The 14,436-nt window shown below is 60.5% G+C and carries 14 protein-coding genes and 1 tRNA gene; 5 read left to right on the top strand and 10 right to left on the bottom strand.

The genetic code is table 11. The features are described from left to right. Positions 1-407 precede the first annotated feature (407 nt). Together ACH196_RS05980 and ACH196_RS05975 are read left to right on the top strand one after the other, a co-directional pair. Positions 408-3,569, top strand: coding sequence for a hypothetical protein (locus ACH196_RS05980; protein ID WP_396645777.1), 3,162 nt, complete (start codon positions 408-410; stop codon positions 3,567-3,569). Between the two features lie 192 nt (positions 3,570-3,761). Then, a tRNA-Gln gene (locus tag ACH196_RS05975) sits at positions 3,762-3,835 on the top strand. Positions 3,836-3,894: 59 nt separating this feature from the next. Here ACH196_RS05975 and ACH196_RS05970 read toward each other — a convergent pair. From ACH196_RS05970 to ACH196_RS05960, 3 genes are read right to left on the bottom strand one after another with little or no spacing between them, the layout of a single operon-like run. Further along, positions 3,895-4,926 (bottom strand): tyrosine-type recombinase/integrase, encoded by a 1,032-nt coding sequence (locus tag ACH196_RS05970; protein ID WP_396645776.1) that lies wholly within the window; start codon positions 4,924-4,926, stop codon positions 3,895-3,897. Further along, positions 4,910-5,116, bottom strand: a complete 207-nt coding sequence (locus ACH196_RS05965) for a hypothetical protein (RefSeq protein WP_396645775.1) — start codon at positions 5,114-5,116, stop codon at positions 4,910-4,912. Before ACH196_RS05965 ends, ACH196_RS05970 begins: the two co-directional genes overlap by 17 nt. Continuing rightward, positions 5,113-5,796 carry a hypothetical protein gene (locus ACH196_RS05960; protein WP_396645773.1) on the bottom strand — a complete coding sequence of 228 codons (684 nt, stop codon included), beginning with the start codon at positions 5,794-5,796 and terminating at the stop codon, positions 5,113-5,115. Before ACH196_RS05960 ends, ACH196_RS05965 begins: the two co-directional genes overlap by 4 nt. 419 nt (positions 5,797-6,215) lie before the next feature. Between ACH196_RS05960 and ACH196_RS05955 the strand changes: the two genes are divergently transcribed. Beyond that, a complete protein-coding gene (locus ACH196_RS05955; RefSeq protein WP_396645771.1) occupies positions 6,216-7,061 on the top strand; it encodes a hypothetical protein in 846 nt (281 codons plus the stop codon). 84 nt (positions 7,062-7,145) lie between these two features. Here ACH196_RS05955 and ACH196_RS05950 read toward each other — a convergent pair whose 3' ends face one another. The 6 genes from ACH196_RS05950 to ACH196_RS05925 form a co-directional block, all read right to left on the bottom strand. Continuing rightward, positions 7,146-8,222: a phage portal protein gene (locus ACH196_RS05950; protein ID WP_396645769.1), complete on the bottom strand. Its 1,077-nt coding sequence runs from the start codon at positions 8,220-8,222 to the stop codon at positions 7,146-7,148. Between the two features lie 2 nt (positions 8,223-8,224). Beyond that, positions 8,225-8,776 (bottom strand): hypothetical protein, encoded by a 552-nt coding sequence (locus ACH196_RS05945; protein ID WP_396645767.1) that lies wholly within the window; start codon positions 8,774-8,776, stop codon positions 8,225-8,227. 1 nt (position 8,777) lies between these two features. Beyond that, positions 8,778-9,332 (bottom strand): HK97 family phage prohead protease, encoded by a 555-nt coding sequence (locus ACH196_RS05940; protein WP_396645765.1) that lies wholly within the window; start codon positions 9,330-9,332, stop codon positions 8,778-8,780. A 67-nt stretch (positions 9,333-9,399) separates the two neighbouring features. Continuing rightward, complete coding sequence (locus ACH196_RS05935; protein WP_396645763.1) at positions 9,400-10,764, bottom strand: phage major capsid protein; 1,365 nt, start codon at positions 10,762-10,764, stop codon at positions 9,400-9,402. Then, the gene (locus ACH196_RS05930) at positions 10,665-10,958 is read right to left on the bottom strand and encodes an HNH endonuclease (RefSeq protein ID WP_396645988.1); all 294 of its coding nucleotides are present in this window, start codon (positions 10,956-10,958) and stop codon (positions 10,665-10,667) included. The genes ACH196_RS05935 and ACH196_RS05930 overlap by 100 nt, the downstream gene beginning before the upstream one ends. Then, positions 10,958-12,370: a terminase large subunit domain-containing protein gene (locus tag ACH196_RS05925; RefSeq protein WP_396645987.1), complete on the bottom strand. Its 1,413-nt coding sequence runs from the start codon at positions 12,368-12,370 to the stop codon at positions 10,958-10,960. Before ACH196_RS05925 ends, ACH196_RS05930 begins: the two co-directional genes overlap by 1 nt. A gap of 401 nt (positions 12,371-12,771) precedes the next feature. Between ACH196_RS05925 and ACH196_RS05920 the strand changes: the two genes are divergently transcribed. Continuing rightward, positions 12,772-13,218 (top strand): hypothetical protein, encoded by a 447-nt coding sequence (locus tag ACH196_RS05920; protein WP_396645762.1) that lies wholly within the window; start codon positions 12,772-12,774, stop codon positions 13,216-13,218. 221 nt (positions 13,219-13,439) lie between these two features. Here ACH196_RS05920 and ACH196_RS05915 read toward each other — a convergent pair whose 3' ends face one another. Next, positions 13,440-13,736 carry a hypothetical protein gene (locus tag ACH196_RS05915; RefSeq protein WP_396645761.1) on the bottom strand — a complete coding sequence of 99 codons (297 nt, stop codon included), beginning with the start codon at positions 13,734-13,736 and terminating at the stop codon, positions 13,440-13,442. Positions 13,737-13,983: 247 nt separating this feature from the next. Between ACH196_RS05915 and ACH196_RS05910 the strand changes: the two genes are divergently transcribed. Next, positions 13,984-14,349: a hypothetical protein gene (locus ACH196_RS05910; protein ID WP_396645760.1), complete on the top strand. Its 366-nt coding sequence runs from the start codon at positions 13,984-13,986 to the stop codon at positions 14,347-14,349. The last annotated feature ends 87 nt before the right edge of the window (positions 14,350-14,436 follow it).

Here is a 14,436-nt window from a genome sequence, read left to right as displayed (position 1 = left end):
GTGGCCCAGCCATGGCGTCTCTTTTTTTCACGGGTTTGACGGATGGAGAACAAAACGCCGAAAAGCGGCCCTCCATTGCCTCCGGGTTTGCGTGGTGGCCCATGGCCGGGAACGAATCCGGCTGGCGGCTTGCAGTGTAAGGGACTACACTCGCAATCCTTGGAAGTATATGCGGACAGGTTTCGTATCGGCTTCGGCAGTTTTCGCGCCGCGGCTGCAAGTACCCTTGCGGAAGCAAACCATATGGGGTACCGACAAGCCGCCGAACGCGATGCGCCGCGCTTTTCGGGGCAGTGCATTGTTTGACTGTCGAAAGCGAAACCAGCCTAACGGCAATTGATCAGGCAAGAGTGGTTGCATTGAAGATGGGCGTTATCCGTAAGCAAATTGCGAAACAATCCAAACGTTTGGCATCACGCACCGGTATCATCAAGCTGTCCCGCAGCTTGCACCGGGGCACAAGCGACTTCCTTACGAGGACCGCGCAGAATCTTGCCGAGAAGACCTACGACAAGCCGAAGACCGAGCGCTTCGTCGACACCTCGATACGCCTGCTCGGCTTTTCCAGGACCAGGCGGGTTTTCGCTACCGGCCTCGTGATCAACAGGCTGAAAAAGGCCGACCCGGATGATATCCGCGTCCTCCTGACAGGTCTCGCGGAGATGGAGGCCATTCGCGCAACCGCACCGGCGGTCGCTGGCAAGCGCATCGGCGAACTGCTGATCAGCGATGAAGGCCGGGAAACGATACGGGAGGCCGCTCGCGATGTGCTCGAGCGCTTCCCCGCAAGTGCTTTCCTGACCTATCTGTATGCGGCGACCCTGGCCAAGTCCGGCGCCTATCAGGAAGCCCACGACTTCGTCATGACGGCCATCCAGGACTGCCAGAAGGCGATGGCCTCGGGCAACGCGACGGCCGATGAAACGCGGCGCTTCAACAGCCTCAACAAGACCTGGCGGATCGTCGACGAGATCTCGCGCGACAACATGACCTGGGCCGATGGTGGCGACGGCTACGGCGGCGGCGAGGAAGGCTCGAACGACACCGGCGGTACGGACGACGTAACCGGCGCCTCCGATGATGCAACCGGCACCGCAACGTCGCAGGAGGGCGCTTCCGCGGAGGATGAAGACGGCGATGCCACGAGCACGCGGGAATCCGACGATCGATCGTCTTCCGCTTCGGAGCCTGCCGGTCAGGAGACAGCCGGCAAGGAAGATGGCGACGAAAAATTCGTCTTCGCGGAGCGGTTGATCCAGGGGCGGCAGCACGACCGCTACCTTCAGGTCTGCAAGCGCCAGTTCGACGAAGCCAAGGACCTGAACGGAAAGTTCAAGGCGATCAATGCTATGCTGCGACAGGGCATACGCCGAATCCCCAGCTATCAGGACTCGCATCGCCTCGCGCGGGCCAGCTTCAAGCAGATTCGTCCGATGTGGCTGGAGATCACCAGCCAGAAGGTGATCAAGACGCATATCGACAAGGCCGGCATCCGCTCGCTAACGCTTGCGCGCCAGTTGCGCACGGCCCTGCAGATATCGAGGGATCTCGACCTGCCGAGCGAAGTTTCGCGGTTCGAGAAGGCGATGCTCTATCTCGCCGAGAAGCCGAGGGCCATTCCGGCTCTCTGGTCGATCGCGGCATCGCTGGTCGAAGGGGATTCCAATAAACATGAGGCGGTCACGGCCCGCTTGTTGTCGGACGCCGCACGCAAACCGGAGAAGGAGCACGAGATTCGCGACTTCTTCCTGTGGGCGCTGAACGCGCAGCGCTATGACATGGCGCATGAATTCGTCAAAAGCCTGCCGGAGAAGGACAAGCGCTCCAAGGCTTTCCTGCAATATGCCCGTATCCTGCAGCGCGAGGGCCAGTTCGAGCGCGCCACGACGCTGGTCAAGCGTGTCCACGAATCGCTTTTGTGCCGGCCGCATTCGGTCGATCCGAAAGGGAGTTGGAGCCTCATTCGCCGGGTAGGCGAACTGGAGTTCGCCGCCGAATCGACACGATGGTTCTCCCGCGTCGCGCAGCCGCAAAAGCCGGAAGGTGTCATCTTCGTCGCGCCGCGTTCGATCGAGCAGCTACGGAAATTCCCGTTGGTCGTGCTGATGGAAATGAAGAAGATGGGATGGGCGATCATCCCGCTGGTCAAGGGCGTCCTTCCTCTCGAGAAGACCGGCAACCCGCAGATTGACCGTTTCCTCGGCTGCCTGACGCCCGAATGTGAGTTCGACCGCAAGGCGAAACGGCTCCTCAAGCCGATCGAGGATTTCGAGGTGAATGTCGCGCAGGGCCAGTTGCGCTGGAAGAACATCGACCTCGAGCACATCGTCTGGGAAGAGGCCGCGATCAACCGCCGCCGCTACAACGTCGACTATACATGTCCGGTCATGCAGAAATTCCTCGGCCGCCTCGCGGAATGGACGAGGCTCACGGCGATCGTCCTCGAAAACATCAACCGGTCGGTTGTCAGCGCCGGCATCGATTGCGGCTTCATGGTCTTGCAGCAGTCGCGCCTGCCCGATGCGGTCGTGCGCTTCTACCTTGAGGAATTCGGCCATCCCGAAAAATTCTTCTGCATCCATTCGGCGAACGGCTACCAGAACTACTTCCTCAACTTCGCCTCTTCGGTCTCGACCAAGACGACCGTGCGCAACATCACGCTGCATCGTGAACTTCGCACCGCGAGTTTCCCCATCCCGGGCGAGTTCCTGAAGTTCTACCAGGAGAACAAGCACCGCGGTCCGGAGATGTTGCAGGCCGTGCAGGAGGTCGCTCTCACCCGGCGGTCCACGGGCGGCCAATCCGAACGCATGCCGGAGGCGCAGCAGGCCCTGGACCGTATCCTCGACTGGCGCAAACGGGGCGGCAAGGTCGCCTGCCTGTTCGGCAAGGTCGTGTGCGACTCCCTTGTTCCCTTTGACGGCGGACCCGCTCACGTCAACATGAAGGACTGGCTGAACCACGCCATCGAAGCGGTGCGCGACAGCAACACGCTGCTGCTCATCAAGCCGCATCCGCACGAGATGCGGCACGACATCGGTGTGTTCCTGACGGAAAACTTTGCCGACCTCATCGAGGTCGAACTCCCCGACAATGTGATGGTGCTTGGCCACCGCTGGCTGGACCTTCAGGATCTCGACGGGCTGATCGATCTCGGCGTGATCTACAACGGCACCAGCGCGGCCGAACTCGGCCTGCTGGGCGTCCCTTGCGTGCTGTGCGGCCATTTCGCGCCCATCGACTATCCGATCGGCCATCTGGTGCCGAAGAGCCGCCTGCATTTCCGCCGCATGCTGCGCTTCTCGCAACGCATCTCGGCCGCCAAGGACCTGAAGGAACGCGCCGCGGCTTGGATCTATTTCATGAGCAGCGATAACATGTCGCGCGACTATCGCTATCACGCGCGCCAGATCACCAACCGCGTCGTCTATCCACCGTGGTGGTTCCGCGACGACATCGAGCGCTATCTGGCCGAGGGCGATCCGAATGTGGCGGTGCTTGCCCGCCGGGCGATCGAATCGGCCCATGCCCACGATCACGGCGGCTACGACGCGGTCGCGGCGGAATAGTCTTTTCGGCGCGCAGCGCAGGAAATGCGGCCGGATTGCGCGCGAGATACCAGGCCGGCCTTGGAGCTGACCAAAAGCAAGGCCGCGCGATCGACTGCAATTGGTTTGCGGGCTTGACTCTTTCGCCGCGACGAATACAACGCAGCCCATTCCGCTTCGGCGGGATCGGTTGCGGCTTCGGCGGACCGCTGCTGGGGAATAGGTTAACGGTAGACCCACGGACTCTGACTCCGTTAGTCCTGGTTCGAATCCAGGTTCCCCAGCCAATTGATTTCGCTACGCTTTTTCCCTTTCTCATCTGGAACATTTTGTGTCAGTTGGGCGCTCAGTTGGGAGATTTCGTTCTGTTTTCGAGCTTCGTGATGGCCGAATCGCCGAGCCTTTGATCCCTGTGAAGATAGTGCGCGTCGAGAATCGCATTGACATCGCGCATGCTGTGCCCCGTGATCGTCGCTATCTCCGGGACCTCGCAACCTGACAGAGCGAGGCGGGTGACAGCAGTCCCGCGAAGATCATTGAACGTGACGCCTACGACGCCGGAAGCAGCACATGCCTTGCGCCAGGACGATCGGAAGCCGTCGGGCGTCCACGCTGCGCCATCACTATTGAGGAGGATTTGGCCTTCCTTCTGGCGGACAGGGTCGAGGGCAGCCTTTAGCGGCGCTCCGACCTTAATCACGACACGGCGGCCCGTCTTGCTCTGCCGAAGGCGAATGTGTGCGCCATCGTACTGCATCCATGTGAGCGCGAGAATGTCGCCCTGCCGCTGGCCGGTCCACAGACCGATAAGAAGCGGGAGATGTAAGTGTGCGGGCGCCCTCGCGAGAAAAGATGCTTCGTCGTCATCAGTCCATACGTTATCGGCCCGGGTGCCGCGGTAAAGGCGACCGCCTTTTTCGCATGGGTTCCTCGCAATCAGGCCGCGCCCTTGCGCCCACGACAGAATGCGGGCGAGTACCTGCCATCCATAGTCGGCCTGCCGACGTGATGACTTGGCGCGCTTATCTCGCCATTCCATAAATTCGCCCCGCGCGCGCTGGTCAGCGAGCGCTGACAGCGGCATGTCGCCAAAATCCTTCTCGATGACCTTGATCAGCTTGACGTAATCCCGGCGTGTTCGATCGGCGAGATCATCCCAATCCGAACTGGCCTGGAAGCCTTGGAGGATGGAAAGCAGCACTCCTGCCGGCGTTATGACCTTCCGGGCTACGGCAGCATTGTAAGAAGCGATGAACTCGGGTTCGCCAGGCTGGCCGGAGAGGGGAGGGCCACCCTTCCATGCGTACCAGAAGATTTTGACGGTGCCATCCGCGAGCGTCTTCTTGGTACGGTTGAGGCCTCTAAGATTGATTCGCATGGCGTTTGGCCTCCCGATTTTTGAAATACGTATCAACCTCGTCGACAGCCCCTTGGGCAGTCGCCGCCGGCGGATGAATAGTGATCTTGCCAGGTTCGATCTCGACGGCTCCCGGTTCGAGACCCGCCGCGCGATAGGCTTTCAGCGCACGTTTGAGGTCTGTGATCGTGAATATTGATACGCGCTTCACGTCTTGCGCCCTCTAAAGATGGCAAGCCGATCGAGGCCATTGCGGATTGCCAGTGAAAGGTTGACGGTTAGAATGCCGACGGCGTTTAGTCGAAGTGACTTAGTTGCCTCGTTTAGCCGATCTTGGTCATCAGCTCCTCTCCACTCGGAGGTTGTCTCTGCCAATGAGTGAAACCCGACGTCGCTTCCGCGCGCCCATCCTTCAATCCGCCCCTCATAGTTCCATTTGTCGGGTTCTATGACACCGCCGAACGTGAATACGTGTTCGCGCTCCGCAATCTCGACACGGTAATCCGACTCGAACGCTTCGCCTGGTCGATAAAGATCCGGCCTTGTGAGGAGCGCACGATGCCGCCAGTAATCGGACATCCCACGATCGCGCGGGAATGCCGCAGGACCGAGGTCATTGTCGAAATCGACAAGCCGGCTCGGAAACTCGCCGTCGGTCTGATTGAGAGCCCAAAGTAGCTTATTCGTAACCCGCCCCGCGACGAGCATCGGAACACCGGCCGAAACAAATGCGCCGATCGCGCAACCCCGCTTGAGGTCGCGAATTCCTCCGTCGCCGGGCAGCAACCCGTTGTCCGCCACCATCTGCACCGACCGTTTGGTGCTGCCACTTGCAACCGCCAAATCGTTGTGGCTGAATAGGTCGGCAGGGTCTTTAGGGCGACGCGGCATGGCACATTATCGAACCAATTGTGTGCGATTGTCAACGCTTCAAGCCGCCGTTTGGCAGCGTGCTTTCGGAGACGAAAGGGCGGCATATTTTTTCATAGATATTCAGCCGGTTTGCGGCTGCACGGTCTAATAGAATCCCGTCAAGCAGCCCTTGCGGCCTCGGGCCAAGCTTTTTTGTGAAAACAGCCCCTTCAGAAAATGAAGCGCACCACAGTCGCGATGCCATGAGTTTGAAAAGAATTCCAATCCCCCGATCGTTGCAAAGCGAGGTGCTCATAGCGAACAGACATGCGTGCTGCGTCTGCCAAAAGCCGCGCGTGCAACTCCACCACATTGACGGTGATCCTTCGAATAATACGTCAGAAAATTTAGCCTCTTTGTGCCTAGATCATCACGATATGGCATCAATGCAGATTGGGTTGACGAAGAAACTGCAACCTTCGCACGTTAGAAAGTATAAGAAGGATTGGGAAGATAAATGCTCGTCAGATATTTTATCTCTGTCGCGAAGCCGTTTTACGTTTTATTATTGTATATACAAGAATCCAATCCGACTACGCGAGGCTTATCGGTCTCTTTCAGAATATGAGAGAAAATCATCTGTTGAGAGATTAAAGAGACGCTTGAGTTTAGAGCAAGATCGAAAAAGCGAAGATAAGTGGTATGGCATGAATGCGGTACCTCAGGTTGATATACACACGATCGAGGCACTTCGATCTATTTATGACGGGGAAGAGCGTCCATCATATCTTGGAAAATTCAAGCCACATCCGGAGGACCCAGACTATTCAACGGACAGTTCATCCCAAGAGGCGATGAGCGCCTTCCATCTATACGACCTGTGGTGTCAGGTTTTGGCGCAAGTTTTGGCAGAGGCGCGGGAGCCAATTGCACTTGAAGATATATTTAGATTTGAGAGGGAGGAAGAGGTTGACCATTTTGTTGGCAGACTGGTCCACTTTCGGCTGAGCATTAGGGGAAAGGGAATACGAATTCCCTCTCTGTGGAAAGAATCTCCGGTAGGGACACTTCAAGCGGTTTCGAAAGGAGAGTATCGAAAGTGCCGTGTCAGAATGCAGGTTCGAAACATGTATCTTTTTTCGGACACGGCAGCGATCAACCTTGAACGCGGTCGCGTTTCCGGACTGGGTATTCTAAACGGTGCTGTCTTAAACGAAGATGATGAGATGGAAATTACTGTTATCCCGTTGGTGATTGGAGCAGGAGGATGGAATCTTCACCCTGAACATTATCCAACTCAATAAATATCGCCTCTCTCATAACTGCCGAGTGACGCGCCATCAGTGCATCAAGTTGACAAAAAATTTCGCTTGGTAGGATGTATCTGCCTAAGCGGCCCCATCGTCTTTTCCCCAATTGACGAGGGTCAGTGCCGCATTGACGTCTCCCGACGTTAAGCCGCCTTCCTTGGCGCGGGCGAGTGCGTCCACGATGGTCGCAAGCGCGCGAGCACGGCCACCGGCGTCAAAAGCTTGAACAGGCCGCATCAGGTCAATCATGACCTCGCTTCCGAGCTTCTGAGATGCTTCCTCGGCAAGAAGCATCGCAATCGGCTGGAGCGCCCATCCAGCGAGGTGGCGTTGTGCCTCTCGCACAAGTGGGCCAGTGGTCGACGAAGCGAATAAGGCCGGCAGAACACCAAAGGCCCCACAAACGGCCTCCCGGGCCGCCGACAGCGTTTCTGCGGTCATTGCGCGCTCCAGGTCCGGGGACAGGCTTGCTGGACGCCAGTCGGCTGCCGGCGCCGGTCCGCCGGCAGCCGAGACGGCGACGGACTCGCGCAAGAGCACGCGGCCTCTCTGACCTCGAAAGGATCGACCAAGGGCAGTACTGTCCTGTTCCGGCTGTTCCGGCATCGGCACGACTTGCGAGCCGAGTGGACTGTTTTCGAACACTTCGCCCAAGGCGCTTTCGACGGCCTGCAACAACCCGGCGGTGAGGGACGCGCGCCGCAATGGCGCCGTTCCAAGCCAAGGTGCAGCAGGATCCGATCCGATGCGAAGATGGAGCACTTCCGCCGCCAAGACCGTTTCCGTTGTGCCGCCGCCCGCTTCCGAAATTGAAATGCGGTAAGCACGAGGAACGCCGTTGCGCGTCGACAAATCCCAATCGCTACACGAGACAAGCGTGTCCCGGATCAGGAACAGTGCCTCACCGCGCAGCGCCACGGAGCGGGCCAGGAGAGCGAGGGTGCGGCGGTCCAGCAGATCGGTGCCCGAAACATCGGCAAGGGCGAACGCGCCCTCCCACAGGCTGACGCAGCCTTGTGCCGTGGCCGTGAGTTCGGCAACGCCGCGCCGGCCGCTGATGTAGGATTCGCGAGCCGCGACAATCTCCGCGGTAAAGCCGGATGCGGACGACCGCTTTTCGGCCCTGTACCTTTTACCGAACAACCACTCGAGCAACGTCAAACCCTCCGGTAGGGACGCAGGAGGTCGGCGGCCCCGCTATTTTGGACGGCGCGAGCCACCCACGACGCCGATCGGCTGATTTCCTTCGTCCCGATGCCTTGAACGATCTCAGTTTCGGACGTCGCTCCCGGTACGCCAGGCTTGGCGGCCGCGTACTCGGCAAACCTGCGGTAGGCTTCCAAGACCGGGGCAGGAATGGCGGACTCGTCATCACCGACAGTGCCGCTTATTCGATAGGAGCCATTGGGGAGCCTGAAACCTCCGAGTGGCGTCGCACCGGCGGTGAACGGGCCCCAACCGTCGCCCTGCCACCTCTCGACCGTCAAAGCGCTCGTCACCGGAGCAAGAGGCGCATTCCATCCGCCGCCGCCTTCGACGGCGACAATCCACGTCACAGCGCGTTCCGACCAGCGCCAGGCCGTGTAGGCTTCGATTCGCTGCCAGACCATCGCCGGGTCAAGCGCAGCGGCTGCCGTCGAAAGACCGGCTGGCGGGTCAGGATACCCCTCTGGCGGGCCTTCCGTCTGTTTGAGTGTCGTCGCTGTCATTTCAAGCTCTCCAGCGCCTGTGCACGTGCAGAAGGCCGGCCTCGTGTGCTTCGATGACGGGAGCCGGCTGCCAGTTGCGGGCCGATATCTGCGCCTGGTCATATGCCGCGCGCGTGACCATGCTGATTTCGAACAGATCGGCCTGAATGACCGTGCGCAGCAGCCCGTCGGCAGCGCGGGTCACCATGTCGCCTCCGGGCTTGACGCGGAAACCCGGACTCAAGCCCTTGGTCAAGCCGGAGGCGAGCGCAGCAAGGGCATCGGCCGCCCAGCTTGTCGACGGCGTGACGCGCGCCTCGATGTGCAGCGCGTCGTCATCGTCGCGCAGGGTGAGAGAGCCGGCCTCTGTGCTGGCGAGCGGCTTTTCGGGATCGTGGCCGGCAAGCAGGAAGACATTCTCGCCGGCCATGACACGGGAGCGAAACGCGCCGGCCGCGAACCTCTCGCGCCGCCCATCGCTAAGACAAGCTTCCGTACCATAGGGAAAGCGCCCCGAAAGCCGAGTGGCTCCGCCTTCGGTGCGGACCTCAAATGCAGTCGGGGCGCCATGCAACATCATCATCGACCCAAACGGGAGAACAAAAGGCCGATGTGACGTGCAACTGAGATCGGAGTGCGCAGCATCAAGCGGCCTCCAGCTCGAGGCCGGTGATGAGCTGCAGTTGCGCCGGACGGGCCACGGTGACATCCGCCGTGGTCAGCGCCGTCAGGCGAAGGCCACCCGACGCCGCGTCGGAGAAAACGTCGCGAACCAGATCTACACCTCCCCAAACGCCGACGAAGATCGGCGCAACACCGCCGGCCGAAGTCGTGAGCAAGGCCTGTGTTTCGAGCGGATCGCCAGACGGTGCAGCGAGCGCGTTGGCGCTCATGGCGATGTTCCGGGCCGGGATGTTCTTCAGCAGGCGATCCCATTGCGACACCGCTGTGCTGGTAATGAGCGTGTCATCAAGCAGAGCCCACAGTTCCGGGCGGATAAGGGCTTTCACGGCATCCGGCGAGCCGGCGGCATTGCCGGTCATGAACCGCACCACAGCAGCCCGGAACGCCGCCCACGATGCCATTGCGCCGGCGTCGGTCGACGTGATGCCGTAGGTCGCGGCTCCTGTGATCACGCCGAGCGGCTGCCCGTTGGCACCCGTGCCCAGGAACACCGCCTTGTCGAGTGCGACGGCAATCGCACCGTTCATATCGCGGCGGACGGCCTGCTCCAAGGCATCGCCAGACTGCTTCAACGCCTTGCGGCTGATCTTCATCTGCACGCCGAGGTTCTGTTCCGGCTTCAAAGCCCTGTCGGTCGTGGCAAAGACGGTCGGACCGGCCACATTGGCAAGCTCGCCGTCCGCCCATCCTGCCGTGACGGAGGACGTGACGACAGGCCATTCAATCGCGCCGCTGTCGATATTGATCATCTGCGCCCCCATGCGAGCCGCCACGCTGTCCGGAAACAGACGGTCGATGATCGGCCGGGTTTGGATCGGGTCCGGCGTGCCGCTGGCGATCGTCTCGCCGGCGCGTAGCTCAAGGGCTGCGAGCGGAACCGGATAGCCTCTGTAGCCGCCGTGGCCCCGCATTTCCGTGACGATTTCGGCCGTCGCGCCGTCAAGCGGCCGCCCTTCGTCCAGGGCCAGCGCAACTTGCCGCAGCTCGAACTTGGCGGCGAGTTCGGCCCACTCGCGACCGGCGCGCGTTTCGAGGTCAGCACCAGCTTCGCGCCGTTCCGCGTCTTCCGCGATAAGTGCGGCCCGAAAGCGTGTCTCATTCGAGCGGTACTCGACGTCGAGTTCGCCCATTTTGCGGGTTTCGTCTTCGGAGGGTGCGGTATTGCCGAGCAACTCCGACAGGGTCTGCCGGATTTCGCTCTGCCGGCGCTGAATTTCGGCACTTCTCAACATGGTGCTTCCTTTCTGAGGAGATTCCGCCAAGCGATTTGCTTGGCGGTCGGTGCGGAATGGCCTCGCTCGATCTTGATGTGACAGGTCGGGCAAAGGGTGCGGAGGTTGGCGAGATCGTACGCAAGGTCCGGCCGGTCGCGGACCGACCGGACGTGATGGACCTCCAGCCGGCCGCGCGAGGGACACGCGGTGCACTTGAAATCGTCGCGCCGCTTGGCTTGGAGCCGCAGCGCCTGCCAGCGCCGTGACCTGTAGACGTGCCAGCCAGCGCGCCCATTCTTGCTCATCAAGTCCATGCTGCAGCCCTCCGGGGTCGGGAGGTCCGCGCGGCACGGCGAGCCCCTTCGGCCACTGCAAGCAGGGCGGCGGCGGCAGCATCGATGCGGCCAAGACTACGGGCTTTGGCGAGCTTGTGATTGCCGGCTGGGTCAATCAGCGTGATCGCGTCGGCGAAGGCTGAGCGCAGCAACAGGGAGGGACGGGATTTCACCTGTCCATCGAACACAGCGCGCCGAAACCGCTCGATATCCTCCGAGCCGTCCTTCCACCCGAACCCGCGATAGATGAACGGGACGCGGCCAAGGTTGGCCTTGACCATCGCCTCCGAAAATTCGGCATGCCGAAATCGATCCCCGACGATGCAGGAAATCGAGGAAGCATCGATCAGGTTCACGACGCTGGCGAGCCAAGGGCCGGGCGGGACCGTGTTCTCGCCGAGCACCGAAAGCTCACCGCGCTCCTTCATGTCGAGATAGCGGCTGCCGACGCCGTCGGCGGCCCCGCGATCGGCAAGGTCAGGTTTGCCTGGAAAGGTGCCTACGGCCTCAAGCCGGCCCGTGGCGGGCCAGTAGAAGGCGGCGGCAGACATCGAACGGGAACCGCCGAGGTCGACGCCGAGAATGCATTCGCCTTCGCGGGGCGGGAGCGCGTCGGGCGAGACTTCGGCGGAGAGCCATTCGTCTACGGTGATCAGCACCGACCGATCTTCGGTCGAAACCCGCTCGTTTCGATTGAGGTTGCGGAAGCTGGAAAGAGCGGAGCCACCGCGCGCGATCGCGCGCCGAGCTTGAGCTTGCAACCATTCGAGGGACGCCCCGATGCCTTCCGCCGCGCCGGGATTGGCAAGCAGCAGCGACTCTGCATCGTCGGCGGGACGCCCGAACGGCGGGCGATGCTCTTGAACGTACGTTCCAGGCGGCGGTGCATCCAACCAACGCGAAAACGTGTTCGCATCGTCGGGTGCACTGGTCGAGATGATCAGCGCCTTGCCACCGCGCTTGCCGAGACCGGAAAGGACGGCATTCTCCAGCGCGTCACCTTTGTCGCGCTCCCATGCCGCCCGCTCGTCCAGAATGGCGAGCGTCGGGGCGCCACCAAGTACCGACCGGCCATCGGCCGCGATGCAGCGGGCCAGGCCGCCGCCATTGCCGCTGTACTCGACTTCGAGTCGAGATCCCCGACGGATGATGAACTTCGCCCGTTTCGACCTTGGGAGGCTTTCGATGAAACCGACGAGGAAGTTGAAGGCGGTCTTCGCCTGGTCGCGATTGCGCGCCGCCAGCAAGACCTCCCGTTTCGGCTGTCGATCCCATTCGCCCGTGACCGAGCCGAGTCCTAAGCCGGCCGCAAGCGCCGTCTTTGCGTTGCCGCGGCCGATCGAAAGACAGGCGACCATGTTGGCCGGGTCCAACGCTCCCATCACGAATTTTTTCTGAAATTCCGCCAAGCGGAGCTTTTGACCGGCTTTCGGACCCTCCGGAATCCGGAGCCTCTCGAGGAAGGCGATCGCGATCTCAGCCGGGGATTTTTCGGCCATCGGGAGAGAGAGAGGAAAACCCCGTGACGGTCCGCGATCTCGCAGGGATTTCCGGGCATTGGGACCAGATGAAGATTGCATGAAGTGTTGAAATCTCGCGCGAACAGTGCGCAATTGTATCGATATTTGCACGAGATCGCAACTTTATTGGATTCATGCGCGAGAATTATGCGTTGATCTGCGATAAAGGGTCGTCAATCGGCAAGGGGTGCCGAATTACTGCTTACGTGCCTTCGCTGGCGTCATGGTACAAACGGGCATTGCACAGTCAGAGGCGGGTCGAAATGGGCTGGTTGGAAAGTCTGCTGAGATATCGAAACGAGCGGGATGAACTTATCCGGCTACGGCATGGACTTGAGTACAACAACGCGACCTTTAAGGAGAAAACGGCCGACCTCTCAAAGAGGTCGCAGGAATATCGCGATGCGGTGAACGAAGGCGCCAATGAGCATTATCTTATGAGCGCTGAGATAGCCGAGATCGAAACCGCACAGATGCTGCGGAAGGCTGCGCGTTGGCGAATTCATGTGCCGCTAAGACCGACAAATGAGGATGACACGGAAATGTGGGAGTGGAACGTCATCCACGGCCGCCACTACCTCTCCGAAAAAGCAATGATGCAAATCCGTAGGGACGCCTATCAGGAGTTCGAGATGCGATCGAAGCCCTGGCTTTCATGGATGGCCATTTTAATCAGCATCATCAGCTTGGTGGTCTCTGTCCTCAGATAGTAAAGTCCAAGATGTGGTCTTTCCTCAGGAGGATGGGCATTTGATCCACACTCGGGGAGCCTGACTGAATATCCCATAGCTTCGCCCTTTCCGCCTTGAGGTATGGGATCGGTGCCCCTCCTCAAGCCCCTGACGAAGGGGAGGCCACCGGCCCGCGTACTCAGTACCCTTCGCTCTCACAGCGATGAGAGCCCAGCGCAGTGTCCCTGCGCTGGCCGCCGTCAGCTTTCTTCGGCGCTGACACACCGCAGGCTGGTCAGGTCGTCATCCCGATGACAGGCAAGCAGCGCAATCCACCGTTCCCGGGGGTTGCCCGGGTATCTCAAGGCACGCGGATGGAATGGGCACACCAGAGCCGCGTATTTTTGTTTCCCCGTTTTGGCAGAGGCCGGGGCCGGCCCGATGATCTTCATCAGCGCCACGAAGGCGATCGGCAGGGTCAAGATCGCGAGAAGACCGCCGATTGAACGCAGCACACGGCTGTCGCCGCCGGGAACCTCCGGGCAGACGCGGGTCAAGCCATGTGTGCGAGGTGATTTCATCTGGCGGTAAGCCCGCCACCGATTGCATCTTCTCGGAGGTGTGTTACATAGTTACACGGAACCGCCGCAAAGGTTTCTACAGTCCAGCCGCCGCCTCCAGCCTCGTCACCTGGAGCGGCGGTTTTGCTTCGGAGGGCCGTCATGCGGCCCTCGCGCGAGCGAGGCGGGCCTCTCGACAGGCGTCACATGCACCCTTGGCGTTGAGGCCGAATGTCTCTCGAAGATGAGGAAGGACCGGGCGCGGCTTATCAAGATCGGGCGTGGCGATCAGCCACGCGACGGCCGCATCAAAGGCGTGATTTCCGGTTGGCGAAACCCAGCTATCTATTTGATCCTGCATGGCCGCTTTTCTCCGCAGTTGGAGAAAAAGCGTTGCGAAAACATCATTCCCGTGGGGACTCTGACTCCGTTAGTCCTGGTTCGAATCCAGGTTCCCCAGCCAAACAATTTCAACGACTTAGCCGAAATCGAACCAGCCAAATCGGCGCCATGTCGCAGTTATGTCGCAGTGGCAGCCGCCAGAAGCCGTTTCTCGGCCTCGGCCAGGGCTGTTGATTTCCGCGGAGAACTGACCCGGGGTTTCCACTGAGAACTGACCCGGGTGGATGATGGTTTTGGGTCAGGTTGTCGTCAAGTTTCGAGCTTTCTCCTTTGTCGGTTTTGCAGTCTTTGCTGA

This window comes from Mesorhizobium sp. IMUNJ 23232, assembly GCF_044326205.1.
GTDB lineage: Bacteria > Pseudomonadota > Alphaproteobacteria > Rhizobiales > Rhizobiaceae > Kumtagia.
Note: the sequence above shows the minus strand (reverse complement) of the source record. Positions and strands in the feature narration are given on the sequence as shown.

Bases quoted from the DNA above. Each gene is read 5' to 3' on its own strand.
- ACH196_RS05930 (WP_396645988.1), bottom strand. From the start codon at position 10,958: ATGAGCAAGAATGGGCGCGCTGGCTGGCACGTCTACAGGTCACGGCGC.
- ACH196_RS05940 (WP_396645765.1), bottom strand. From the start codon at position 9,332: ATGTTGCATGGCGCCCCGACTGCATTTGAGGTCCGCACCGAAGGCGGA.
- ACH196_RS05920 (WP_396645762.1), top strand. From the start codon at position 12,772: ATGGGCTGGTTGGAAAGTCTGCTGAGATATCGAAACGAGCGGGATGAA.
- ACH196_RS05970 (WP_396645776.1), bottom strand. From the start codon at position 4,926: ATGCGAATCAATCTTAGAGGCCTCAACCGTACCAAGAAGACGCTCGCG.
- ACH196_RS05910 (WP_396645760.1), top strand. From the start codon at position 13,984: ATGAGGAAGGACCGGGCGCGGCTTATCAAGATCGGGCGTGGCGATCAG.
- ACH196_RS05945 (WP_396645767.1), bottom strand. From the start codon at position 8,776: ATGACAGCGACGACACTCAAACAGACGGAAGGCCCGCCAGAGGGGTAT.
- ACH196_RS05925 (WP_396645987.1), bottom strand. From the start codon at position 12,370: ATGGGAGCGTTGGACCCGGCCAACATGGTCGCCTGTCTTTCGATCGGC.
- ACH196_RS05960 (WP_396645773.1), bottom strand. From the start codon at position 5,796: ATGCCGCGTCGCCCTAAAGACCCTGCCGACCTATTCAGCCACAACGAT.